The following is a 24,135-nucleotide window of genomic DNA, read 5'->3' as shown; positions in this document are numbered from 1 at the left end:
CGCCCAACCCAGACGATCTCTTCAAATTTATTTTTTCTCTTTCTTTTCTGAATATTATGTATTGCCACACAACTTTTAAACTCGTATACTCATCATCACATTCTCTTTACGGAACTTCCATTGAGAAGGATTCCAAAGAAGCGTCTTTATACATATTTTTGAAAGTAGGTGGAACAAATGAACGCAGTAGTTGCAAGTTTAATCATGGTTGGCGTTTTAGCCGTTGGAGAGATGGTGTCGTTTAAGACACGGGCAAAGCTTCCGAGTTTGTTGGTGGCATCGGTTCTCTTCTATATATTAGTTCAATCCGGAGTGGTTCCATCGAATATTATTGAATCCACGACACTAACCGCAATCGGTACGGTGATGATCCCGATCTTGCTTGTGCATCTTGGGACGACGGTTCCGCTTGAAGGGTTAAAGCAACAATATAAAGCAGTCATCATTTCATTGACAGGTCTTGTGTTTTCGGTTCTATTAATCTTGTTTGTGATCCCAATCTTCTTTGATTTTGAATCAGCCGTAGCAGGTGCAGGGCCTCTGACGGGTGGCTTAATTGCTTATCTTGTCACATCAGATGCGCTGAAGGAGATGGGCTTTGAGAATCTCGTGACGATCGCGATTTGTGTGTATATTTTACAAAAGATTATGGGTATGCCGGTGACGTCTTACCTACTTAGAAAATACGCGTATTACTTTAAAGAGTCAGGCGCAGCAGAGCGGCACATGGCGGCTTCTGTTGTAGCGGATGCGAGCTATGAAGATGAGGAAGCAGAAGCAACAGATCAGGAATCTTCTAAACGCTATCTGTTACCGCAGCACTATTTAGACAGTCCGTTTATCTTATTATTCATGATCTTGATCGCTGGTACAATCGCTTATGGGCTTGGGGAAGTGACAGGCATTCACCAAAGTATTTATGGCTTGATCATCGGTATTGCTGGTTCTTACTTTGGCATCTTCCCGCCAAAAGCGCTAGAGCGTGCGAACGCATTTGGGCTTGCGATGGTGAGCTTACTCTTAATTGTGCTTGGTTCACTGGCTGATGTGACGCCAGCTCAAATCTGGGACGTGCTTCCGGTGATCTTCTCTGTTATTGCAATCGGTACGGCAGGACTTGTTGTTGGTGGCTTTATCGCATCAAAATTCCTGAAATGGCATCCGTACAAAGGGATCTCTGTTGCGTTAACAGCGCTTTACGGATTCCCGGCGGATTATCTTTTAGCTCAAGAAGTCAGTCGTAGTGTTGGGGAAACGGAAGAGGAACAAAATGCAATCTTTGATGATATTTTATCTCCGATGTTGATCGGCGGGTTTGTATCCGTATCATCTGCTTCGATCATCATCGCGAGTGTGTTAGTGAAATTACTGTAAGAGGAGTGTCTTGAAATGGAATTAACGCTAATCAAGAATGGAACAGTCATAGATGGAACGGGCGGAGAACCTGTAAAGAAAGACATTCTCATCCGCGATAATCGTATCGAAGCGCTAGGACAACCTAGCGAACTACCTGAACCGAGTGATGGTAATGTCGTGGATGCAGAAGGGGGTTATGTTCTTCCGGGGCTTATTGATACCCACGTTCATTTAATGTTTGAGCTAGAGGACGGCAATGACACAGTCGAGGAGCCGTTTTCACTTAAATTTTACAAAACGGTTCACAATATGAAGAAAACGCTCGACGCTGGGATTACAACGGTTCGGGATTGCGGCTTCACTGATGCAGGTGTGAAAGATGCGGTGCAAAAAGGTCTCGCACAGGGGCCTCGCATGCAGCTAAGCATTGTGCCGATGACGATTACAGGCGGTCACGGGGATAAATGGATGCTATCAGGAATTGATAATTCACAGCGCAGCTATCCAGGTATGCCGGATGGCCGCTGTGACGGTGTGGAAGAAGTCCGGAAGAAATCTCGCGAGATCTTGCGTGCTGGAGCAGATGTGCTAAAAGTACACGCAACAGGTGGTGTGTTCAGCCCTACCGATCATCCTGAATTCACGCAGTACACGGAAGAAGAGCTTCGCGTTATGGTACAAGAAGGGCAATACCGCCGCGGTACAAAAGTGATGGCCCACGCTCAAGGGGCAGAAGGGATTAAGAACGCTGTCCGGGCAGGGATTCATTCGATTGAACACGGCATCTTCTTAGACGATGAAGCAATCGAGCTGATGCTTGCGAACGGGACGTATCTTGTACCGACGTTACTCGCGCCGCTATCTGTGATCGAAGCGAGCGAACGCTCTGATAAGATCCCGGAATACGCAGCTCAAAAAGCAAAAGATGTGTACGAGCAGCATAAAGAGAGTATCGCAAAAGCGTATCAGGCCGGCGTGAAGATTGCGATGGGAACGGATGCTGGTGTGATGCGGCACGGAACGAATCTTCGTGAACTTGGCCTTATGGTCGATGCGGGTATGTCCCCTGAAGACACGATTAAAGCAACGACGAAAGTTGCAGCCGAGTGCATGGGCTGGGGGGATGAGCTTGGCACGTTAGAAGAAGGCAAGCTCGCTGACTTGATTGTTACGAAGACAAATCCGTTGAAAAACGTTCGGAATTTAGAGGAGCAAGAGAATATTGCGTTTGTGATGAAAGACGGGAAAGTTGAGAAGGATCGATTGAAGAAGCCTGTGAGAGTGTAAGATTGGAAGCTGAACCCAGATGGGGCTGATTGCCTTATCTGGGTTTTTGTTAGGTTATGGTGGAAAAATAGGTCGAGGATGGAGCGGGCCCTGGTCCTGTTTACGTTTGTGATCTTTTTTTTGTGAATCGAAGTGGAGACCTGGTAATAAAGAGGAATTCGGTATCCTTAAGTTGAAATGTGTAGGAGTAACGAAATGGAATTTTTAAGGAGGAGTCGACTGATGCAATTTCAAAAGCCAGATGTTGAGCAATTTTTTCAAACGTACGGAATTCAAACGTTTGCTGTAAGTCCGGATGAAACGCAGCTTGTCTTTAGTACGAACTTAAACGGTAAGTATAACGTATGGGGGATGGATTTACCGAATACATTTCCTTACCCGTTAACGTTTCATAATCAAAGTACGGATGTGCTTCTTTATGATGGGAATGGAGACTATATGTTGGCCGTTAGTGATGAAGATGGAGATGAAAACGGTCAGATTTATGCCATCCCCTCACAAGGGGGAGAGCTTAAGCCTGTTCGCAGTGTTGAAGGTGCCAAGCATTTTGACCCTATGCTTTCGGAGGACGGGAAGCGCCTATACTACACATCGACCAAAGATGATCCTACCTTTATGAAATCGTACGTGTATCATCTTGACACAGATAAGGAAGAAATCATTTTACACGGGGATAAAGGATCGACAGCCCTCATTGATAAGAGTCCTTCAGAGAAGCGCTTCCTTTATTTTAAATTTTTCGCTAATACCTATAGCCTTGCCTATGTGAAATCTGACGAAGAGGACTTACTTCTTACACCAGAAACAGAAGATCAGCATACGGTCTCTGGAGGCGTGTTTGTGTCAGAATCTGAAATTTATCTGCTTACGAATTACGAAAGTGACTTCTCTTATTTAAGTAGATATAACATAGATACGAAGACTTTCGAAAGAGTACTTAAGCTTGAGAAGGAAGATTTAGTGGATGTGAAGTTTGATCAAAAAACGGACTCTTTGTATCTCGTTAGTCAAAAAGGTGTCAGGACTTATTTGTACAACTACGATATAAAGAACCAACGCGTAGAGCGAATAGAAGCACCTGTCAGCATTATAGATGAGATCGTCGTCGCCCGTTCTGGTAGCATTTACGTGCGCGGGAATGATGCTACGGTTCCTATGAATATCTATAAGAGGGAAGGGGAGAACTGGGTTACGCTTACTAATTTCGGTGTTCCTGGAGTAAAAGAAGAAGAATTGGTTGCCCCAGAAGTTGTGACCTATCCGTCCTTTGACGGGCTTCCGATTGAGGCGCTTTTATATCGACCGAAAAAAGAAGTAGATAATGGGCACACGATCCTTTGGCCACACGGAGGGCCTCAGGCAGCGGAGCAGGCCAAATTCCGTTCCTTATTCTCGTTCCTTGTGTACTCTGGATATACGTTATTTGCTCCTAATTTCAGAGGTTCAACAGGATATGGGCTAGAATTTATGAAAAAAGTTGAAGGAGACTGGGGTCACGGCCCACGTCTTGATAACGTAGCTGGATTAGAGTGGCTGCTCGAGCAAGGCTACGCTTCTCGTGACAAGATCTTGTTAATGGGTGGGAGCTACGGAGGTTATATGGCATTATTGCTTCATGGCCGGAACGGAGACTATTTTAAAGCTGTGGTCGATATCTTTGGGCCTAGTGACTTATTTAGCTTTATTGATTCTGTCCCTGAACATTGGAAGCCGGCGATGGCCCAAATTGTTGGAGACCCAGTGAAGGATAAGGAGAAGTTAACAGAAGATTCTCCGATTCAGTATGTTGATACAATGACGAAGCCTATGCTTGTGATTCAAGGGGGTAAGGACCCTCGTGTCGTGCAGGCAGAATCGGATCAGCTTGTCGCTGCTTTAAAAGAAAAAGGACGCGATGTGGAGTATATGGTGTTAGAAGATGAGGGGCATGGGTTTTCGAAGAAGGAAAATGAAATGATGGTGTACCGGAAAGTACTGGAGTTTTTTGAGCAGCATGTTGGGGTTGGGGCAGTGAAGAGTTAGTAAGTTGGGCGTCTAGACGCTCTGGGGTGTGGTCTGGTCGCTTTAGCGCGGTGTCTCGTCACTCTGTTTAGTGGTCCGGCCGCTTTAGTTCGGTGTCTCGCCACTCTGGCTAGTGGTCCGTCCGCTTTAGTACGGCGTCCCGCCACTCTGGCTAGTGGTCCAGCCACTTTAGCGCGTTGTCCCGTCACTTTGTTAAGTGGTCCAGCCACTTTAGCGCGTTGTCCCGTCACTCTGTTTAGGGGTCCGGCCACTATGGTGCGGTGTCCCATCACTCTGGTTAGTGATCCAGCCACTTTCCCCGGGTATCTCGCCACCAAAATTTGAACGCTTAAGAAAGTGCTCTTCGTTCTAACACTAGGTATTAAAACTACCATTCACTCAGGAAGCTTCGATTCTATCATTAGAATCGGAGTTTTTTGTTAAGAAGTGTTGTCTATTTTTTGTCTCCTAGTATTCATGTGTTTTAGGTCGGTTGATATTAATGCTAGTGTGAAAAGGCTTTTCCTGTTGTCTGACTATTTAGCGGTGGAAAATGGATCTTGTCATACAAGATCTTCCTCTTTATAATTTGTATGTACCTTGTTTAATAGAATCGTTCTGTAGAGATGGTTATACACATTTACAATCAGACAAAAAAAGATAAGGTTGTATCGGTAGACTGGCTCTCTAATGAAAAGATGAGGCTCTCTTGTAGGGAGTCTGATGGATTTCAAAGGAATGGCTGGTTATATATTGAGGAGGAGCATGCTTATGGCATTAACAAATGAGGGAGATTGGTTTACCAAATTTGTAAACGTATTTATGGGCGTAATTGGTATATTGTTTGTATCCGCGGCGCTTGATGGAACGATTAAACTTTCAATCTATGAGTGTATTGGATACCCGCTTGCTGCAATTTTCTTTGCATGGGCTGGGCGTAAAGCATCGGGGAGTGAGGCAGGTAAATCTGCTGGTTACTATGCGGTTAGACTGTTACCGATTGTGATGATCATTGGTACTTATTATACAGACCAGGCACTTGGTGGGACACTAATCAAAATTGAAGAACCGTGGAATGCCTCTACGGCTCTCATTATTGGTGTACTGCTAGTTTTATATTTTGCAAGATGGATCGGCTTAGCATACAGTGTGATTATACTAGCTCTGGCGTTTGCGTTTGAATTGTTTGTGGATGCATTTGAATTCGCGGATGACGACTGGAATGTATATATGTACGTCGTGTCTCTCGTTCTCATCTTCATCCTGTTCGGAAAGACAAATGACAACAACAACAGTGCCAATATGTAAGAATCCCGTACTCGTTATGACACTCGTCATAACGAGTTTCTTACTTTAAGGAGAAACATTCCTTTAATGCTGTGCAGAGAAGCAGGGTGCCAGACACGCTTTAGTGCTGTAGAGAGAAGCAGGGTGTCAGACACGCTTTAGCGCTGTGCAGGGATGGGGCGTTTGTGTTGCGGTGAGTAGTCAGAAAGTTTATACTTTTTTCGAATTCATTTTGTGAAGGGGTGAGAGTATGGAGAAGTTGTTGAAGACGTTAACGGAACTGCATGGTCCTAGTGGGTATGAGCAGGAGGTTTCGTACTATATACAAGAGAAGATGAGGTCTGTGCTTGATGAGGTGAATGTGGACGGTATTGGTAACGTGACGGCTCGCATGAAGGGAAATAAGCCAGGTCCTACCGTTTTAGTGACGGCTCATATGGACGAGGTTGGGTTTATTGTGAAGAAGATCGAACCGAATGGTCTTCTAAGGTTTGAGAAGCTTGGCGGGCATGATGACCGGATTTTACTAGCTCAGAAAGTACGAGTCAAAGGTCGTTATGGGTTAAAGCGTGGAGTGATTGGGACCATCCCTGCGCATTACCAAAAGTTTGATGATGCAGGACGCGTCCGGAAGCATCATGAACTGTATATTGATGTTGGGGCTCGTTCGAAAGAAGAGGTCGCAAAGCTTGGAATTGATGTGGGGAGTACGGTGACGTGGGCGTCTGAGCTAGAGTATTTAGGGGACGAAGAGACGGGTCGGTTTGTTGGAAAGTCGCTTGATGACCGGGCTGGTTGTGCGGTGTTAATGAAACTGGTTGAGTCGCTTCGGGATCGTGATTTTGCTGGAGAAGTTGTTGCCCTCTTTACTGTTCAGGAAGAGGTTGGACTTCGGGGAGCTCAAGTCGGTTTAGCACCCATTGATTGTGACGTAGCGATTGCCCTTGATGCCACAGTAACAAGTGATACTCCAGAGGCATTGCTCGATGACACACTTCAACTTGGAGGTGGAGCAGGCATTAAAATTCTGGACATGAGCTTAATTGCTCACCCAACTGTAAAAGATCATTTTATAGAGCTTGCTGAGAAAGAGAGCATTCCTTATCAACCTGAGCTGTTCACAGGTATTGGGACAGATGGAGGGGCAGTTGCGCTTGCGAATAAAGGAGTACCGACTGGTGTCCTATCTATCCCCTCTCGCTACTCTCATGCGCCGGTAGAAGTGATAGATATGGAAGATTTGAAGGCTGTAGAGCAGCTGTTAGTTGCTTTTGTGAAAGAGAATGATGAAGAGTCGGCGTTTGCGTTTTAAAAACATGAGAGGAGGGAGAAGATGAACGTTCTCATTATTAACGGGCATGAGTACTATGAGCATTCAAAGGGACGGTTGAATGATACGATGTTTGAAGAGTTAATCCACCTCTTCCAGTCTGACTTTCAAGTGGAAACAAGCGTCCTTAAAGAGGGTTTCGATAAAGAGGAAGAGCAGAATAAAGTATTCTGGGCGGATCTCATCATTTATCAAACGCCCATTTACAATTACAGCGTGCCTGCGCTTTTTAAAAAGTACATTGATGTTACACATGAGCACGGAGTGTACTTTAGTGGGGGCACAAAAGAGTATGGAATTGGAGGAGGTTTATTAGGTGGGAAGCGCTACATGTTCTCAACAACATGGAACGCCCCTGAACGAGCATTCCACGACAAGGATCAATTCTTTGAAGGGAAAGGTGTGGATGATATCTTGTTTCATCTCCATTTAAGTCATAAGTATGCGGGGATGACGAGGGTGGACACCTTCTCTTGTTTTGATGTGAAGAAGCATCCAGACATTGAGCAGTATCGAAAAAACTTGGCAGATCATCTAAGGAAACATGTTTTGTCTTAATTTTTTCTAAGCGTAAAAAGGAGCGACATTTTGTTAGGGATTTTTCGAACGAAACGATGGAATACGCAACTATTGACCTAGAATTTTGGAGAAAATAAAAGATAAAAGGTCCATCGTGCCTCAGGCAAGTAGACACCTTCTCTTCCTACCTTTACAATAGAAGCAATACCCTAGTAAAAGGAGAACGGATATGAGATTAAACGACAAACAGGAAGAAGCAGCGGGGCATTTGCAGGGACCGATGCTCATTATTGCAGGAGCAGGTAGTGGAAAGACGACCGTTTTATCTCATCGAACGAAGCGTCTAATCGACACAGGAGTAGATCCCCGTTCGATTATGATGTTAACGTTTACGAATAAAGCTGTGCGCGGACTGCAGCAACAAGTGGCAAAGCGTGTAGGAGAAGAAGCGGCAGGTCAGGCGTGGATATCCACATTCCACCGTCTTGGGCTCCATATTACAGGGGAAGCAGACCCTACGCTTGTGACCCTTCACCCTGCTGGATCACGCCAGGTTTTAAAGAAGATCGTCGAAGGGATGCACGTGGACGAAGAGGACGAAGACTTTGCGCGCCCGGCTAAGCTTCTTTCTCTTATTTCTTTGTTTAAAAGCGAACTTGTTTTGCCTTCGTATTTATACGATGGGGAGACGCTGGATGAGTATATCGACAGCAGTCGTGTGAAGCGTATGATTCGGGATGAGATCGGTACAAGAGGACGCTTTGATTTGTTCCGAAAAGTCTATCATACGTATCAATACATCTTAGATGAATATGGCCAGATGGATCTTGATGATATTTTGTTAAAAAGCGTCTGGTTCTTAACGGAGAGTAAGGATTTATTAACTGAACTGCAAGAGCGTTTTCAGTACTTTATGATCGACGAGTTTCAGGATACGAACCGTGCCCAGTATGTGTTAGCTCAGTTGCTCTCCGGACATACGCGCAATTTAGCAATCGTTGGGGATGATTTTCAGTCGATCTATGCGTTCCGCGGAAGTGACATGCGGAACATTTTAGACTTCGATAAGCATTACCCTGATGCCTTTACGGTAAGGCTTGAAGAGAATTATCGCTCGACGCCTGTCATTTTAGAAGCGGCCAATCAGCTGATTGCTCATAACCAGGATCAGAAGGACAAGACCCTGTTCACTGGCCAGGAAGAAGGGGAGCGGCTCACGGGGTACCGTGGTGAAACCGTTCAAGATGAAGCGAAATGGGTGTCAGGTGAGATTAAACGCCTTGTAAATGAAGAGGGATACAGCTATCAGGACATTGCCATTTTCTATCGCAGCCATTCTGACGGAAGTCTCTTTGAAGTGGTTCTTCCTGAAGAGGAGATTCCATTTACCGTTGTGAAGGAAGGAAGCTTCTTCGAACGAGAAGAGGTGAAAGATCTTCTTGCCTACGCCTTATTTGTCACCGACCCTCACGATACGTATTCGTTAAGAAGGATCATCAATACTCCAAAACGAGGCATTGGGAAGGCATCTGTAGATCGAATCGTCGAGGCTAAGACAGAGGATGTTGATTTTATTTCACTCCTTGTAGAGGGTGATTTGCCTGGTGTGAAAGGAAAATCATTAGAGCGGGCTCGTGATTTTGGTAAGCTTGCTGCGAGACTCCAGGACGGGGTTTCTAAAGTGGGCGTTGCCAAGTGGCTGAAAGCTTGTCTTCAACTGAGTGGTTATGATGAGATGCTTGAAGGGCTTGAAGAAGGGCAGCGACGTGAGAAGCGGATCCATCTTGATAAGTTAGTTGAACTGGCTGGAGAGTTTGAAGCAAGCGAAGAGGCGCTTACGTTAGATGACTTTATTGAACGGGTGAAACGTACTGATGTTGATGCGACGTTAACGGAAGATGAGGACTTTGACCGCGTACAGCTATTAACCGTGCACGCGTCAAAAGGACTTGAATTTCCGGTTGTGTTTGTTGTCGGTATGAAGGAAGAAGGATTTCCTTCCCCTTATGCAGCAAGTCCATTCGCAATCGAGGAAGAGCGCCGCATATGTTATGTAGCCTTTACCCGGGCAAAAGACCATTTATATCTTAGTTACCCAGCCAAAAAACAAGAAAAGAACGAAGACGGTGAAAAAGTGGAAGTCGAAACAACACCATCCCGCTTCCTATCCGAATTCGACGCCAGCCTTATTAACTGGATCGAATAAAAACACTGTACTGCAGTAAAGAACAAAAGCGTGCCAGACACCCTTTGCTACGTTAAAGCAAAGGTGGGTGTCTGGCACGTTTTGTATATTACTCGTTGATTTCAGGCTGGTCTAAGTATTTGGAATCAAAAGCGATAAGAACGACATCCAGTTCTTCTTCAAGTTTCTTCAGTTCCTGTAGCTTTTCCTTGGGCAAATTAGCGTAATCAAAATCCATTAGGATCAACTCCTTTAGCATTAGTATGAGTCGAGCCACTGCACTTATACTCCAATCATACAGCCTAAAATCCTTCATCAAACTAAAGCGTGCCAGACACCTATCAGTGCTGTGCAGAACTAAAGGGTGTCAGACACGCTTTGGTGCTGTAGAGAGGTGCAGGGTGTCAGACAAAAAGTATCACGATTCCGTAAAATTTGTTATAATTCTGTAAATTTCATAGATTCTAGTGAAAGCGGTTTGATATACTAGTTTTGGATGGTCTTTTCAATTTAAGGAAATGATGATTTGAAAGGCTAAATACATAACATGAGAGAGGTAGAGTTACATGGGGAAAACTCACAAAACAATGGTCGCGTCTTTAGCTGCGACTACAGCTGTAGCGGCAGCGATGGCGGCTCCAGCTTCTGCAGATGCTAAAGATTTCAATGATGTATCGGAGCGTTATACGGATGCTGTGAACTTCTTGCTCGAGATGGAGGCGACGAACGGGTATTCTGAGACTGAGTTCGGTACGCATATGGCCATCAAACGTGTCGATGCAGCGGTTTTACTTGCAAATGTTTTGAAGCTTGATACAGAAGACGTTGAACCATCCGGTTTTACAGATGTACCAGATCGTGCTGAGGCAGCAGTTAGTGCCCTTAAAGCAGCAGGCATCACAAACGGTAAATCTGAAACAATCTTCGGTGCGCACGATGAAATCACCCGTGGCGAACTTGCCATTTGGATTGAGGAAGGGTTTGGCTTAAAAGGCGTTCATCAGCTTCCTTTTAATGACGTAAATGATCGCTATAAAGATGCAGTTGAAGCTCTATTGGCAAACGGCGTGACAGAAGGGGTTTCAGAAGATGCTTTCGGTACGGATCAAATGGCTAAGCGCGGAGACTACGCTATTTTCCTTAAAAGAGCATTTGAAGTGATGGGCGAGCAGGACGGCAAGTTCGAACTGCCTCTTATGCACACGAATGACACCCACGGTCACATCGAAAACATCGCCAAGAAGAAAACAGCCATTGATATGTACCGTGAAGACAACCCTGAAGCTCTACTTCTTGACGCAGGTGACGTTTTCTCAGGAACGCTTTACTTCCAAGAGTTCCTTGGACAGGCTGACCTTGAGTTCATGAACTTGCTAGACTATGATGCGATGACATTTGGTAACCATGAATTCGACCTCGGTAAGAGCGAGAACGGTCACCAAGCTCTTGCTGATTTTGTGAAAAATGCAGAATTTCCATTTGTGGCAGCGAACGTAGATTTCTCTAAAGATGCTCTGTTTGACGATGTCAATAATGGAGATGAAGTCTCATCTAATCCTGAAGACGGTGAAATCTATGGCGGGATCGTAACTGAAGTTGACGGAGAAAAGGTGGGTATCTTCGGTTTAACAACAGTGGAAACGCCAGATATCTCAAGTCCAGTCGACATAGCCTTCGAAGATTATATTGCGGAAGCTGAGAAAATGGTGCAGTCCTTTGAAGAACAAGGCGTAAACAAAGTTGTAGCTCTTACTCACCTTGGCTACAACGATAACATTGACTACGATAACGACGTAGCCCTTGCTGAAGCGGTTGATGGCATCGACATCATCGTTGGCGGTCACTCCCATACAGAGCTTAAGCCAATGATGGTAGACGGCGACGAGCCAACTGTTCTTGTTCAAACAGGAGAATACAGCGACAACCTCGGAACGCTTGAAGTTGAATTTGACGAAAATGGCGTTGTGAAGAACTTTGCTGGTGAACTGATTGAACTTGAAGGCCTGCAAGAAGATGCATGGTTCGCAAACAAACTTAAGCCTTACACTAAGAAAGTGAATGAAATTAAGGAAGAAGAGATTGGCGTATCTACAGACGTTGTGTTAAACGGTGAGCGCGCAAGTGTCCGTACAGAAGAAACGAATCTTGGTAACTTAATCGCTGACGGTATGCTTGCAAAAGCACAAAGCGTTAACCCGGAAACACAAATCGCTGTAACGAACGGCGGCGGGATCCGTGCTTCTATCGACGAAGGTCCAATCACGCTAGGTGAAGTACTGACGGTTATGCCGTTTGGTAACGCACTTGGAATCATGACTTTGACAGGTGCTGAAATGGAAGAGGCTCTTGAGCATAGCGTGGCTATGGCTCCTGAGAAATCTGGGGCATTCCTTTCTGTTGCAGGCATGAAGTTCGAGTACGACAGCAGCAAGCCTGCTGGAGAGCGTATTGTTGACGTTCAAGTTAAAACAGAAGACGGTTATGCTCCGCTTGAAGCCGACACAGATTATAAAGTGGCAAGTAACCTGTTCACCATCCAAGGTGGCGATGGCTACACAACATTTGAAAAAGCGTATGAAGAAAACCGAGTAAGTGAGCCTGGATTTATGGACTACGAAATCTTCGTAGACTACCTGCAGTCCCTAGGTGACACCATCTCACCAGAAACAGAAGGCCGCATCACCGATACATCCGGCCAGTAAATCGCATAGCGGCAAAATGTATTTGTTGCCAAAGGCCTCTCCTCATAGGAGAGGCCTTTTTAATGCGTTAAAGAAGTGAATGGTGTCAGGCACCCTTTAATGCTGTAAATTACCGCAGGGTGTCAGACACGCTTTCGTACTGTAGGGCGTTAAAGAGGTTGACGAGGATTTAGGGTGAAGGTATAGTAGAGATAGATTTACGAAAACGCTTACGTAAAAGCGGGTGATGGAATGAATCCTACTATTCAAGATGTAGCAAGGTTAGCTAATGTATCCATTGCGACAGTTTCAAGAGTGCTCAATGATCAACCAGGATACTCGGAGAAAACGAAGCAAAAGGTGCTTAAGACGATTGAAGAGCTCGGATATCAGCCGAACGCGATTGCGAGAGGTCTTGTTAACCGAAAGACAAGTACAATTGGTGTTCTATTCCCTAGTGTCTCCGGGTTGTTATCAGCTGAGATTTTACATGGTATTGAAGCAAAGGCGCATGAACACGGGAATAGTGTGATTGTGTGTAATACAGCCGAAAACCGGGAAAAGACGATCAAGTACTTGCAAGTTTTACAGGAGAAGCGAGTGGATGGGCTCATCTTTGTTAGTGAAGCAGTTACAGATGAATACTACGAGATATTCTCTCGTATGGACATCCCTGTAGTGCTCGTTTCCACCGAGTCCTATCACCATCCCCTTCCCTATGTGAAGGTCGATGATCGTCATGCTGCTTATGCGGCTACAAGGCATTTGATTGAAGAGGGTCACACGAACATCGGCATGATGGCAGGAGATCCGGACGATCTTATTGCCGGTTGGCCGCGTATAGAAGGGTACAGGTTAGCCATGCGCGAAGCAGGACTATCGCTTGATGATAGCCTTATCGAGCCATGTGAAAGCTTTCAATATAAAGATGGGAAAAGTGGATTCACATCTTTAATGAATCGTCATTCTGAACTGACTGCTATTTTCGCAGCAAGTGATGAACTGGCTATAGGCGCGATTTCAGCAGCTTACAACAAGTCCATTCATATCCCTGACGATGTATCGATCGTTGGTTATGACAATTTACTTCTGGCTGAAATGTCAGTGCCACCGCTCACAACGATTGCTCAGCCATTTCAGCGTATGGGGAGCCGGGCTGTTCAAATGATGGTCGATTTAATAAACGGGGAAGATGCAGAATCGGCGATTTTGCCTCATGAGTTGGTTATTCGTGATTCGGTAAAACGCAGGTGAAAATTTTTTAGAAGTGAACGTAAACGTTTACGTTATAAAAGGGAGGAAATCTAGTATGGCTAAACAATGGTGGAAAGAAAGTGTCGTCTATCAAATCTATCCGAGGAGTTTCAATGACAGTAACGGAGACGGGATTGGGGACATCCCGGGCATTATTGAAAAACTTGATTACCTAAAAGAACTAGGGATTGATGTCATTTGGTTATCTCCTGTATATGACTCACCAAACGATGACAATGGCTATGACATTCGTGATTATCAAGCCATTATGGACGAGTTCGGAACAATGGAAGATTTCGATACGTTACTTGAGGAAGCTCATAACCGCGGAATCAAAATAGTGATGGACCTTGTAGTCAATCATACATCAGATGAACATGCTTGGTTTGTCGAGTCGAAGTCTTCAAAAGACAACCCGAAGCGCGATTATTATATTTGGAAAGAAGGGAAAGGCGATCAGCCTCCAACGAACTGGGAGTCAGCGTTTAGTGGTTCGACTTGGAAGTATGACGAAACGACAGGAGAATACTTCCTGCACATCTTCTCTAAAAAACAGCCAGACTTAAACTGGGAGAACGAAGACGTTCGTAAAGATGTGTACGACATGATGAAGTGGTGGCTCGATAAAGGAATTGATGGTTTCCGAATGGACGTTATTAACTTTATCTCAAAAGACCCACGTTTCCCAGATGGTGAGGTTCATCCTGGTAAGCAGTACGGTGATGGAGGAAAGTACTTTATGAATGGTCCGCGTATTCATGAGTTCCTTCATGAAATGAATCAGGAAGTGCTATCAAAGTATGATGTGATGACGGTTGGTGAGATGCCAGGAGCGACGCCTGATGAAGGGAAACTGTACACAGCGGACGACCGTGAAGAATTGAACATGGTCTTTCATTTTGAGCATATGGATATTGGCGGGGGAGAGCTTGGGAAGTGGACCCTTAATCCTTGGAAACTAACAGAATTGAAATCTATTCTTTCAAAATGGCAATATGCCCTTGAGGAAAAAGGATGGAACAGTCTGTATTGGAACAACCATGACCAACCACGAGTCGTTTCTCGCTTCGGTAACGATGCCGAGTACCGTAAGAAATCTGCTAAAATGCTCGCAACGTGCCTTCATATGATGAAAGGAACGCCTTACATTTATCAGGGCGAAGAGATCGGTATGACAAACGTAGCCTTTGATCGTATTGAAGACTACGAGGATCTTGAGTCTTTAAATATGTACGAAGAGCGAGTGAATGATTTTGGTGAAGATCCTGGTTCAGTGCTTGAGCGCATTCACCATAGAGGGCGTGACAACGCGCGTACACCGTTCCAATGGAATGCTGGTAAGAACGGTGGATTTACAGACGGTACCCCATGGCTTGCGGTGAACCCAAACTATACGGAGATTAACGCAGAAGAAGCGGTGAACGATCCGGATTCTGTCTTCCATTTTTATAAAAAGCTAATCGAGTTACGGAAGTCTAATGAAGTTGTCGTGTACGGACGCTATGACCTTCTCCTAGAAGATAGTGAAGCGATCTATGCTTACACACGTACGCTTGATTCTGATCAGCTGCTGGTATTGTGTAACTTCACAGGTGAGAAGCAAACAGCCCAGCTTGAAGACTTTGCAGGTAAAAGCGGATCAGTCTTCCTAACAAACCGTGAAGGGGACGTAGTTGACGCTGAGGATCTTAAAGAAGTTGAGCTTGAGCCGTATGAAGCGATTGTGTTTACGGTGAAATAAAGAGTAAAAGCGTCGGAAGCTTGTTTCAGCTTCCGACGCTTTTTATAAGGGAAATTAACGTTCTTACCCATCCACTTCTTCATCACGTCGCTGTTTTCGTAAGTAAAATAGATAAGCAAATGGGGGTACGCCGCATATAAATATAACTCCACCGATTAAAACGCCAGTTGTTATTCCTGAGCTCAATGAGATTGCTATTCCCGCTGCTATGGCTATAAAAGTGACAACTATAATGGATAGCAAAAACCCTTTTTTAGGCGATTGTTGACTTGGATATTCGTCCACGCTTACGTTCATCGACAATAAGCTTGAGATAATAGCAGTGATCATAAAGACACTCCACAATGGATTGGCCATCATTCGATCCATGCCACCCTGAATAACGTCATACCCCAATATTCCTATAATACCAAGGGTTTGAATTACGTAAGCCGTACGGATATTCTTTAAATTCTTTAACACTAATCGCTCATCTTTAATCTTCTTCATTACGCATCACTCTCCCTTTCAACCCAAAATAATTCATCCAATGTCTTATGAACCGCATAGCAAATCTCCAGACATAACTTTAACGAAGGATTGTACTTTCCTTTTTCAATCAAACTAATCGTCTGCCGCGTCACACCCACCTGCTCAGCTAACTGCGCTTGCGTTAAATCAACCTGCACACGAGCGACCTTTACATTGTTTTTCAACTTAACATCTCACCCCTTGTGAGTTATGTAATGTATATATTACATTATTCAATTTATATGTTACATTATCGCTCTGTTAATTTCCAGTGTATTACATGAAATTGACTTATTTTTTGAATAGATTCGTTCAAGATGGTACTGCATAGCGTTAGACAGAGGGGCGTTTCAGTGAGCGAACGCATTTTCCGGGTTCCTCTTTTCCATATGGGGAAGCGACGGAACCGCCCATATGAAATCGAGCACTTAAAACCACATTTAATGTTATAGGGCCCGTTAACCATTATAACGCCGGGGGGTGTTGAGGGACTGCGAGACTCCCGCGGGATAAGGAGCCTAGGGGAGACCCCGGAAAGCGCAAAGCGATTGAGGAGGCTCCCCAGCTCCCCGCAGGAAAGCGAGTTGTCCCCCAGCAACCCCTAGCACTCTCGTGGCAACGGGCCTATTCTAATAACGTGTATCAGCTTGCTTAAGCAAAATTTTAATTAAAAATTTTGCAAAAACCTGAAACCAAAGCCCACCCTATTTCGGTAAATACTACTAAGAAACATACAATTTTTCCAAATGACCGGTCGACTGAGTTGGGAAGGATTGCTACACTGATGTAGGAAAAGTGAAAAATAGGGAGGACTTTGATGTTACAAGGAGCAGTAATTTTTATTATTCTAGGCATTTTAGGAGCACTGTTGTTAATCGGAGGGATCGTTACGTTTATTATTTTCCGTGTTCGGTACAAGACAGCTAGTTCCAATGAAGCACTTATTGTGACCGGGCCAAAGCTTGGGGATCCGGAGCAAGAGAAGAACGTGTTTGAGGATGACAATGGGCGTTCTGTTAAGATCATTCGCGGTGGCGGATATCGTCTTCGTATGTTCCAAACAGCGACACCGATTGATTTAACGTCATTCCAGCTACAGGTTAATTCGGATAAAGCTTATACGAAGGAAGGTATTCCGGTTCGTGTTCAAAGTACAGCTGTAATCAGTATCGGAAGTGAGCTTGCGATTATGGCGAACTTTGCGGAGAAATTCTTAGGGAAGAAGCAAAATGAGCGTGAATCGGAATTAAAGGACGTCTTAAACGGTCACCTTCGTTCCATCATTGCCTCTCTTCCAATTGAGAAGATCTATAATGACTTTAAAGAAGTTAATACACAGGTGAAAAATATTGCAGAAGCCGACCTTAAAGGCATGGGTTTTGAAATCACTTCTTTTGCACTAAATGATGTAGAAGACGTGGATGAAGAGAATGGGTATATCGATGCTCTAGGTCGTCCACATATTGCAGAAGTTCAGAAGAATGCAGACATGGCAGAATCTGATGCTCGTAAAGAAACGCGCATCTACCAGGCGAAGAACGACCAGGAAGCACAAGACGAAGAAAACCGTCGCCTAACAGCCGTTGCTGAATCTACAAAAGAGAAAGATATTCGCGAAGCTGAATTCCAGAAAGATACGAACCGCGCTCGTGCTAATGCTGACCAAGCAGGGGAGCTTGAGAAGCAGAAGCTTGCTCAACAGGTGAAGGAAGAAGAGCTAAAAGTTCAGTATATCGAGAAACAGCGTGCCGTTGAGCTCGAAGAAGAAGAGAACAAACGCCGTCGCTCGATTGCGGATGCAGAGGCCTATGAGTTAACAAAACGCGCCCAAGCAGAGGCAGACCAAGAGCGCATTAAAGGTGAATCAGAAGCAGAAGTTATTCGCCAGCGCGGTATTGCAGAAGCCGAGTCGAAAGAACGCATGGCAAAAGCGATGGAATACTACGGAGAAGCAGCGATTATGGAAATGCTCATTTCTGTTCTGCCTGAATACGCAGAGAAAGTGTCAGCACCTCTATCTCAAATTAAAGACATGAAAGTCATCGACATGGGTGGCTCGAACTCCCAAGGAGGATCCTCGCGCGTGGCCAACAGCGTAACGTCTACGATGCTTGGAATCCAAGAATCTTTGAAAGAAACGACAGGGATGGACTTAAAAGCGATGCTTGAAAGCTATGTATCACGTGGGAACGTGAACAACTTTGACCTGAATCCAGATCAGCATAAGCAAGAAGCATCGGCTACGAAGGAATCAGAAGAAGCACCTTCGTATGAAGACAAAGAAGATCACACTTCCGTAGAAGCACAAGCAGAACCAGATTTAACGAGCGAAGAGGAAGATGAAGAAACGAAATAACAAGATTGAATTGCCTTGCATCCGAGCAAGGCAATTTTTTTATGTCGCAGAAGCGAGTGATCCTAGCAAATGGTTCGTTTCTGCTTCTCATTCAAACATCCATTTGATTGAAATGTGTTGACGTTTTCATAATTGAATCATAGACTGTAAGTACATATTCAAATGATTATTAGAATGAGGTGTCTTCCACTTGAGTGAAAAAATAATGAAATCAAACAAAACAGATACCTGTGACACATTTTGTTACGATGAAGAACTCGTGCAGCGTGTCCAACCACAAATCGAGAAAGCATCAGGTGTTGAACAACTTTTTAAAGCTTTATCTGATAAAACACGTATGAAAATAGCTTATGCGTTAACGCTTGAGAAGGAACTTTGCGTGTGTGATGTGGCCAATATTATCGGTTCCACTACCGCAACAGCCTCTCACCATTTGAGGATGCTTCGTGATATGAACCTGGCTAAATCTCGTAAAGAAGGAAAACTCGTCTTTTACTCCTTAGCGGATGATCACGTACATCAACTTGTATCGATTGCCTTAATCCACGCGAACGAATAATAAATACACTTGCTTTCAAGAGAGGAGGACTTTCAAAATGGAGGAAAAGAAGGTGCAACAACAAGACACATGCTGCTCTAGTCAAACAGAAGGAGACGAAGAGACTTCTTGTTGCTCAACGAATGGAATAGAATCAGAACGAGAAGATCCTTGCATTTCTAGTGCGAAGCAAAAGGAACCTGTATCCTCTTGTTGTTCAACAGAACAAGCTGCTACAGTAGAAGCAACGTCTCAAGCTTCTTTTTCAACAACAAATGAACATATAGAAGAGTACAACATCAAAGGGATGGATTGCCCATCTTGTGCAGCTACAATTGAGAAAAGCTTGCAGAAAACAGAAGGCATCCATTTCGCAAAAGTTAGCTATAGTACAGGAAAGCTTGCGGTTGGAGCTGAGCGTAATGAAATGTACGAACAGATTCCAAAGCAAGTTCGAAAGCTTGGTTTTGAAGCTGAACCTGTAAGCCAACATACACATCTGGAAACTTATAAAATAGAAGGAATGGATTGCAGTTCCTGTGCCAAAACGATTGAAAAACACCTTAGTAAGAATAAGAATGTGACAGAGGTTCACGTGAACTTCTCGACAGGGAAAATGAATGTCGGCCATTCTACAACGTCAAAAGAAATTGTAAAAGAAGTCCAGCGGGCGGGGTTTGACGCAGCGCTACAATCGTCAGACTCATCTGAACCAAAGGAAAAAGGTTTATTCTCCTTCTCGGCTACTGCCCTCTCAGGTACTCTGTTAGCCTTTGGGTTTGTTGGATCCTTTATAGCACTACCTTCTTTTTGGGTAACGGCCTTTTACGCTTTGGCTATTCTCATTGGTGGGTGGAAGCCAGCCAGAAGTGCCTTTTATGCGATTAAGAGCGGTTCTCTTGATATGAACGTTCTCATGGCGTCTGCGGCAATAGGGGCAGCGATTATTGGAGAATGGTTTGAAGGAGCCATGGTTGTTTGGTTGTTCGCTCTTGGAAACACCCTTCAAAATCGTTCCATTGAACGGACTCGAGAATCGATTCGGAGTTTAATGAATCTGGCACCGTCTGAAGCAACGGTAAAAGAGGGAGGACAGCTTGTTCAAAAAGCTGTTGAACACGTTCAAATAGGCGACGTGATTGTCGTGAAACCAGGTGAGAAAGTACCTCTTGATGGTGATATAGAAGCAGGAGAATCCAGTCTCAACCAAGCTCCGATTACAGGGGAGTCACTTCCCGTTGATAAAACAACAGGGGACCCGGTTTTTGCTGGTACCGTTAATGAAAGCGGGTCACTTGAAGTGAAAGTGACGAAGTTAGTCAAAGATACAGCGATTGCGAAAATCATTCATCTGGTGGAAGAAGCTCAGGAAAAGAGAGCGCCGACGCAAGCCTTTTTTGATAAGTTTGCTAGTATTTATACACCGATTGTATTTAGTTTAGCGATTGCGGTTATGATTCTGCCTCCACTTGTTGGTTTGGGATCTTGGGGCGAATGGCTTTATAAAGGCCTTGCCCTCTTAGTAGTAGCTTGTCCTTGTGCGCTGGTGATCTCGACACCTGTTGCGATTGTTTCAGCAATAGGGAACGCTGCTAAGAACGGGGTCCTTATTAAAGGCGGAACCTTCTTAGAGAAAGCTGGCGCTATAAAGGCGATGGCTTTTGATAAAACAGGCACCCTAACAGAAGGGAAGCCGAAAGTAGCTGAAGTTAAAGTGGCAAAGGGGAGTAAAGAAGAACTTGTTGCGATTGCAACGACCATTGAAGAATACTCCACACACCCGATTGCTCAAGCGATCACGTCGTATGCAAAAGAGCGTCAAATTGTCGCGAAAAAAGGGGAAGCCTTTAAATCTATTGCTGGAAAAGGGGCACAAGCGACCATTGATGGTGTAGACTATTTTGCTGGTAAACCAAAGTTATTCGAAGAATGGAGCGTTTCATTTGGAGACATGGAAGGTGAACTTGACGCTCTGCAGCAAGAAGGGAATACACTTGTTGTAGTAGGGACACGCCACGAAATTCTGGGCATCATAGCAGTGGCTGATACGATACGAGATATTACCGTCCAGTCTATCCAATCGCTTAAGCGAGTTGGGGTCAATGAAGTGGTTATGCTGACTGGAGATAATGAAGGAACAGCAAAGCGTATCGCTGGTGAAACAGGGATTGACCGCTATTTCGCTGAACTGTTACCAGAGGATAAAGTAACAGCCATTCAGAAGTTACAAGCAGAAGGAAAACAAGTAGCTATGATCGGAGACGGAATCAACGATGCTCCAGCCCTTGCAACGTCTGACCTTGGTATTGCCATGGGCGGTGCCGGTACAGATTCCGCTATGGAAACGGCTGATATTGTGCTTATGGCAGATAACCTTGAAAAATTGCCACACACCATTCGCCTAAGCCGAAAAGCCTTATCGATTATTAAGCAGAACGTATGGTTCTCGCTTGTTACAAAATTTGCAGCCCTTCTACTGATCTTCCCAGGCTTCCTGACATTATGGATGGCTGTTCTTAGTGACACGGGAGCTGCGCTGATTGTTATTTTGAACAGTATGAGGTTAATGAGGCAAAAATAATGGAACGAAAAAAAGCCTGATCCCACTGTAACGTCTTTGATTTTGGAGTACAAAAAGCGAATTCACACCCGAAAACACACAGATATTTGTTATCTGTGTGTTTTATTTAGGAGTCCATTTGTATGGTATGATCTGAAAGTAGATATTGGGATTTTATGTTAGTATGAATATAGACTTTGTGAAGGAACCTACTTACACTAACGCGGCAGGATAGTTGAAGAAGAGAGTTGGATTTATATAGTAAAACCTATATAAAGGGGTGAGGTATATGAGGGAAATAGATGTTGCGATGATTATATATATTATTTTTATGGTTGTAGCGACTTTTGTAAGTTTTAAATATGGTTCCAGTATGATTATAAAAACAGGATTGTTTTTACCGCAAACCTTAATTGCAGGTACTATTAACTTGGCATTAGGCGTATTTGCAATTATAGGATGGTTCTTCTTCGCTTGGGGTGTAAATGAATTTCTATTCTTTGGAGGATTAGTTTTAGGCATCGGTTTATTAGTCGTAGGCGAAGCCGTTCTAATTACAACCTTATTTTTGAAACGAAAGAAATGGATACAAAATTACAATGAAAGCTTTAATTAAAAGAACCGTGATACTTCACTATTAGGTGCGATTGTTGAACAGGGATGGTGTTATAGATGGAAGATAAAAAGAGGAAATTTCAATTCAAATTATGGTCAGGAGCAGTATTAGGGTCAATCATTATATTCTTAATTGTAAAATTCTTATGGGAAGATGCCAGTCCAATGCTACTGCTTCTATTCTTAATAATAGGTATTCTAATCAATTTTATTATTACACTTCTTAATCAAAGGTTCAGTGGAAGAGGTCATTAAAGTAAGGGGTTCCCTGGTTGAATAAGCAAATCAAGATAAATAGAAAAAATCTCAGTTCAGTAAACTGAGATTTTTTAATTTTAATTACAATACCACTACAAATACACTCTTTCTGAAATTGGAAAATATCAACATAAACGCTTAAGTAGGCTTTTATATAAATTGTTCATCTACTAAATAAAATGCTAAAGAAACGATCATCCACACTGAAAAAGCTTCGCTTAGCAGGATTTTGTAATTCCCTGTATACTATAATGGGTCCTGTGGTATTATCAAATAATTTCGAATAGTTTGATTTTTCGCGAAACACGTTGTATCCTTTTATGTATCCGCTTACAAAAAGAGTGAAGGAGGTACAAAATATGCAAGCAATGAAAAACAGATGGTTAATTGCTTTATCAGCTATTTCCATCCACCTTTCCATCGGAGGTGCCTACGCATATAGCGTATATACTACCCCCGTAAGTGAACAAATGGGTTGGACCCCAACTCAAGTAACGATTGCATTTACCATTATGATGGCACTGGCCGGGTCATCTGCAGCATTGTTTGGGAAGTTTGTTGAAAAAAATGGTCCAAGAAAATCAGCAATTCTGGCTGGAGTTTTATTTGGTTTAGGACAAGCCGGTTCAGGGGTTGCGATCGCGATTGATTCACTTCCATTTTTCTTATTGTCCTACGGATTAGCAAGTGGACTTGGGCTTGGCATTGGCTATATTTCACCCGTATCAACTCTTGTGAAATGGTTCCCTGACCGAAGAGGTTTAGCAACTGGATTAGCGGTACTTGGTTTTGGAACAGGAGCACTCATTACAGCGCCCGTTGCAGCCAACTTAATGACTGCAATTGGAATATCTAATACATTTTATGTGTTAGGGGCAGCTTACTTTATTTTTATTACATTAGGTGCTTCTTACATAGCCCCACCCCCAGAAGGCTGGATGCCAGCTTCTATGAAACGAAATATGGCCTCTGGGAATAAAGTTTATAAAAAGGATTTACAACAATTGACTTCTAAAGAAGCGGTTAGAACAAAGCGTTTTTGGCTGCTATGGACGATGATGCTTATTAATACGACCGCTGGGATTATGATGATTTCAGTTGCTTCACCGATGGCCCAAGAAGTGGTAGGGTTATCAGCCGGTGCAGCTGCCACGATGGTTGGAATTATGGGTGTATTTAATGGTGGAGGTCGTCTTGGCTGGGCAACAGCTTCAGACTATATTGGCCGCCCTAATGTTTTTATGATCTTCTTCTTAATACAAAGTGTTGCTTTCTTCATGCTTCCGATTACCACAAACATCTTCTTATTCCAGTTTCTAATTTTACTGGTTGTTACTTGTTACGGCGGAGGATTCTCGAATCTCCCTGCATTTATTGGTGATTTGTTTGGAACGAAACAACTCGGTGCCATTCATGGGTACTTGTTGACTACATGGTCTCTAGGTGGCGTATTTGGACCTATGATGGTTTCGCAAATTCGGGCTAGAACCGATAGTTACACTGCTGTATTTTACGTTTTTCTTGCTTTAATATTCTTAGCACTTGTTGTCTCCATTCTTATGAAGTTAGACATTAAAAAGACTGAGAAGGATCTAAAACAGCAACAAGAAGAAGCGGTTAATTATTAATTAGGAAACCAAAGGATTTGCATTGTAAA

General features: G+C 43.8%; 18 protein-coding genes. 15 read left to right on the top strand and 3 right to left on the bottom strand.

Annotated features, from left to right (window positions below):
* Positions 1-177: 177 nt before the first annotated feature.
* The 7 genes from N780_RS10485 (at position 178) to N780_RS10455 (ending at position 9,986) form a co-directional block, all read left to right on the top strand.
* Positions 178-1,374 carry a hypothetical protein gene (locus N780_RS10485; protein ID WP_036783567.1) on the top strand — a complete coding sequence of 399 codons (1,197 nt, stop codon included), beginning with the start codon at positions 178-180 and terminating at the stop codon, positions 1,372-1,374.
* Between the two features lie 15 nt (positions 1,375-1,389).
* Entirely contained in the window at positions 1,390-2,643 is a 1,254-nt protein-coding gene (locus N780_RS10480) for a metal-dependent hydrolase family protein (RefSeq protein WP_036783561.1), read from the top strand.
* A gap of 222 nt (positions 2,644-2,865) precedes the next feature.
* Positions 2,866-4,665, top strand: coding sequence for a S9 family peptidase (locus tag N780_RS10475; RefSeq protein ID WP_232299524.1), 1,800 nt, complete (start codon positions 2,866-2,868; stop codon positions 4,663-4,665).
* Positions 4,666-5,415: 750 nt separating this feature from the next.
* Entirely contained in the window at positions 5,416-5,952 is a 537-nt protein-coding gene (locus N780_RS10470) for a hypothetical protein (protein ID WP_036783560.1), read from the top strand.
* Between the two features lie 229 nt (positions 5,953-6,181).
* Positions 6,182-7,243 (top strand): M42 family metallopeptidase, encoded by a 1,062-nt coding sequence (locus tag N780_RS10465; RefSeq protein ID WP_036783558.1) that lies wholly within the window; start codon positions 6,182-6,184, stop codon positions 7,241-7,243.
* A 21-nt stretch (positions 7,244-7,264) separates the two neighbouring features.
* Positions 7,265-7,819, top strand: a complete 555-nt coding sequence (locus N780_RS10460; RefSeq protein ID WP_036783557.1) for an NAD(P)H-dependent oxidoreductase — start codon at positions 7,265-7,267, stop codon at positions 7,817-7,819.
* Between the two features lie 190 nt (positions 7,820-8,009).
* A complete protein-coding gene (locus N780_RS10455) occupies positions 8,010-9,986 on the top strand; it encodes an ATP-dependent helicase (RefSeq protein WP_036783555.1) in 1,977 nt (658 codons plus the stop codon).
* Positions 9,987-10,074: 88 nt separating this feature from the next.
* Here the strand turns inward: N780_RS10455 and N780_RS20270 are convergent, their stop codons facing one another.
* A complete protein-coding gene (locus N780_RS20270) occupies positions 10,075-10,203 on the bottom strand; it encodes a hypothetical protein (protein ID WP_269746705.1) in 129 nt (42 codons plus the stop codon).
* A gap of 328 nt (positions 10,204-10,531) precedes the next feature.
* Here N780_RS20270 and N780_RS10450 point away from each other — a divergent pair, with 328 nt between their 5' ends.
* The 3 genes from N780_RS10450 (at position 10,532) to N780_RS10440 (ending at position 15,641) form a co-directional block, all read left to right on the top strand.
* A complete protein-coding gene (locus N780_RS10450; RefSeq protein ID WP_036783553.1) occupies positions 10,532-12,667 on the top strand; it encodes a 5'-nucleotidase C-terminal domain-containing protein in 2,136 nt (711 codons plus the stop codon).
* A 231-nt stretch (positions 12,668-12,898) separates the two neighbouring features.
* Positions 12,899-13,900 carry a LacI family DNA-binding transcriptional regulator gene (locus tag N780_RS10445; protein WP_036783551.1) on the top strand — a complete coding sequence of 334 codons (1,002 nt, stop codon included), beginning with the start codon at positions 12,899-12,901 and terminating at the stop codon, positions 13,898-13,900.
* A gap of 55 nt (positions 13,901-13,955) precedes the next feature.
* The gene (locus tag N780_RS10440; RefSeq protein ID WP_036783549.1) at positions 13,956-15,641 is read left to right on the top strand and encodes a glycoside hydrolase family 13 protein; all 1,686 of its coding nucleotides are present in this window, start codon (positions 13,956-13,958) and stop codon (positions 15,639-15,641) included.
* Between the two features lie 63 nt (positions 15,642-15,704).
* Here the strand turns inward: N780_RS10440 and N780_RS10435 are convergent, their stop codons facing one another.
* Both N780_RS10435 and N780_RS10430 read right to left on the bottom strand, forming a co-directional pair.
* Complete coding sequence (locus N780_RS10435) at positions 15,705-16,130, bottom strand: hypothetical protein (protein WP_036783547.1); 426 nt, start codon at positions 16,128-16,130, stop codon at positions 15,705-15,707.
* On the bottom strand, positions 16,130-16,336 hold the full coding sequence (locus N780_RS10430; RefSeq protein WP_036783545.1) for a helix-turn-helix transcriptional regulator: 207 nt from the start codon (positions 16,334-16,336) through the stop codon (positions 16,130-16,132). Before N780_RS10430 ends, N780_RS10435 begins: the two co-directional genes overlap by 1 nt.
* Before the next feature lie 632 nt (positions 16,337-16,968).
* Between N780_RS10430 and N780_RS10425 the strand changes: the two genes are divergently transcribed.
* The 5 genes from N780_RS10425 to N780_RS10400 all read left to right on the top strand — a co-directional run bounded on the left by N780_RS10425 (position 16,969) and on the right by N780_RS10400 (position 24,106).
* Positions 16,969-18,507 carry a flotillin family protein gene (locus N780_RS10425; protein ID WP_036783543.1) on the top strand — a complete coding sequence of 513 codons (1,539 nt, stop codon included), beginning with the start codon at positions 16,969-16,971 and terminating at the stop codon, positions 18,505-18,507.
* A 205-nt stretch (positions 18,508-18,712) separates the two neighbouring features.
* On the top strand, positions 18,713-19,066 hold the full coding sequence (locus N780_RS10420; RefSeq protein ID WP_156969145.1) for an ArsR/SmtB family transcription factor: 354 nt from the start codon (positions 18,713-18,715) through the stop codon (positions 19,064-19,066).
* A gap of 37 nt (positions 19,067-19,103) precedes the next feature.
* The gene (locus N780_RS10415; protein WP_084599522.1) at positions 19,104-21,626 is read left to right on the top strand and encodes a heavy metal translocating P-type ATPase; all 2,523 of its coding nucleotides are present in this window, start codon (positions 19,104-19,106) and stop codon (positions 21,624-21,626) included.
* A gap of 268 nt (positions 21,627-21,894) precedes the next feature.
* On the top strand, positions 21,895-22,221 hold the full coding sequence (locus tag N780_RS10410; RefSeq protein WP_036783536.1) for a hypothetical protein: 327 nt from the start codon (positions 21,895-21,897) through the stop codon (positions 22,219-22,221).
* Between the two features lie 616 nt (positions 22,222-22,837).
* Positions 22,838-24,106, top strand: a complete 1,269-nt coding sequence (locus N780_RS10400) for an L-lactate MFS transporter (RefSeq protein ID WP_036783532.1) — start codon at positions 22,838-22,840, stop codon at positions 24,104-24,106.
* Positions 24,107-24,135 lie beyond the last annotated feature (29 nt).

It is taken from the genome of Pontibacillus chungwhensis BH030062 (genome assembly GCF_000770675.1).
Lineage (GTDB): Bacteria > Bacillota > Bacilli > Bacillales > BH030062 > Pontibacillus > Pontibacillus chungwhensis.
Note: the sequence above shows the minus strand (reverse complement) of the source record. Positions and strands in the feature narration are given on the sequence as shown.

Excerpts from the sequence above, each read along its gene's own strand:
- N780_RS10485 (WP_036783567.1), top strand. The coding sequence starts at position 178 with ATGAACGCAGTAGTTGCAAGTTTAATCATGGTTGGCGTTTTAGCCGTT.
- N780_RS10480 (WP_036783561.1), top strand. The coding sequence starts at position 1,390 with ATGGAATTAACGCTAATCAAGAATGGAACAGTCATAGATGGAACGGGC.
- N780_RS10475 (WP_232299524.1), top strand. The coding sequence starts at position 2,866 with ATGCAATTTCAAAAGCCAGATGTTGAGCAATTTTTTCAAACGTACGGA.
- N780_RS10470 (WP_036783560.1), top strand. The coding sequence starts at position 5,416 with ATGGCATTAACAAATGAGGGAGATTGGTTTACCAAATTTGTAAACGTA.
- N780_RS10465 (WP_036783558.1), top strand. The coding sequence starts at position 6,182 with ATGGAGAAGTTGTTGAAGACGTTAACGGAACTGCATGGTCCTAGTGGG.
- N780_RS10460 (WP_036783557.1), top strand. The coding sequence starts at position 7,265 with ATGAACGTTCTCATTATTAACGGGCATGAGTACTATGAGCATTCAAAG.
- N780_RS10455 (WP_036783555.1), top strand. The coding sequence starts at position 8,010 with ATGAGATTAAACGACAAACAGGAAGAAGCAGCGGGGCATTTGCAGGGA.
- N780_RS20270 (WP_269746705.1), bottom strand. The coding sequence starts at position 10,203 with ATGGATTTTGATTACGCTAATTTGCCCAAGGAAAAGCTACAGGAACTG.
- N780_RS10450 (WP_036783553.1), top strand. The coding sequence starts at position 10,532 with ATGGGGAAAACTCACAAAACAATGGTCGCGTCTTTAGCTGCGACTACA.
- N780_RS10445 (WP_036783551.1), top strand. The coding sequence starts at position 12,899 with ATGAATCCTACTATTCAAGATGTAGCAAGGTTAGCTAATGTATCCATT.
- N780_RS10440 (WP_036783549.1), top strand. The coding sequence starts at position 13,956 with ATGGCTAAACAATGGTGGAAAGAAAGTGTCGTCTATCAAATCTATCCG.
- N780_RS10435 (WP_036783547.1), bottom strand. The coding sequence starts at position 16,130 with ATGAAGAAGATTAAAGATGAGCGATTAGTGTTAAAGAATTTAAAGAAT.
- N780_RS10425 (WP_036783543.1), top strand. The coding sequence starts at position 16,969 with ATGTTACAAGGAGCAGTAATTTTTATTATTCTAGGCATTTTAGGAGCA.
- N780_RS10420 (WP_156969145.1), top strand. The coding sequence starts at position 18,713 with ATGAAATCAAACAAAACAGATACCTGTGACACATTTTGTTACGATGAA.
- N780_RS10415 (WP_084599522.1), top strand. The coding sequence starts at position 19,104 with ATGGAGGAAAAGAAGGTGCAACAACAAGACACATGCTGCTCTAGTCAA.
- N780_RS10410 (WP_036783536.1), top strand. The coding sequence starts at position 21,895 with ATGAGGGAAATAGATGTTGCGATGATTATATATATTATTTTTATGGTT.
- N780_RS10400 (WP_036783532.1), top strand. The coding sequence starts at position 22,838 with ATGCAAGCAATGAAAAACAGATGGTTAATTGCTTTATCAGCTATTTCC.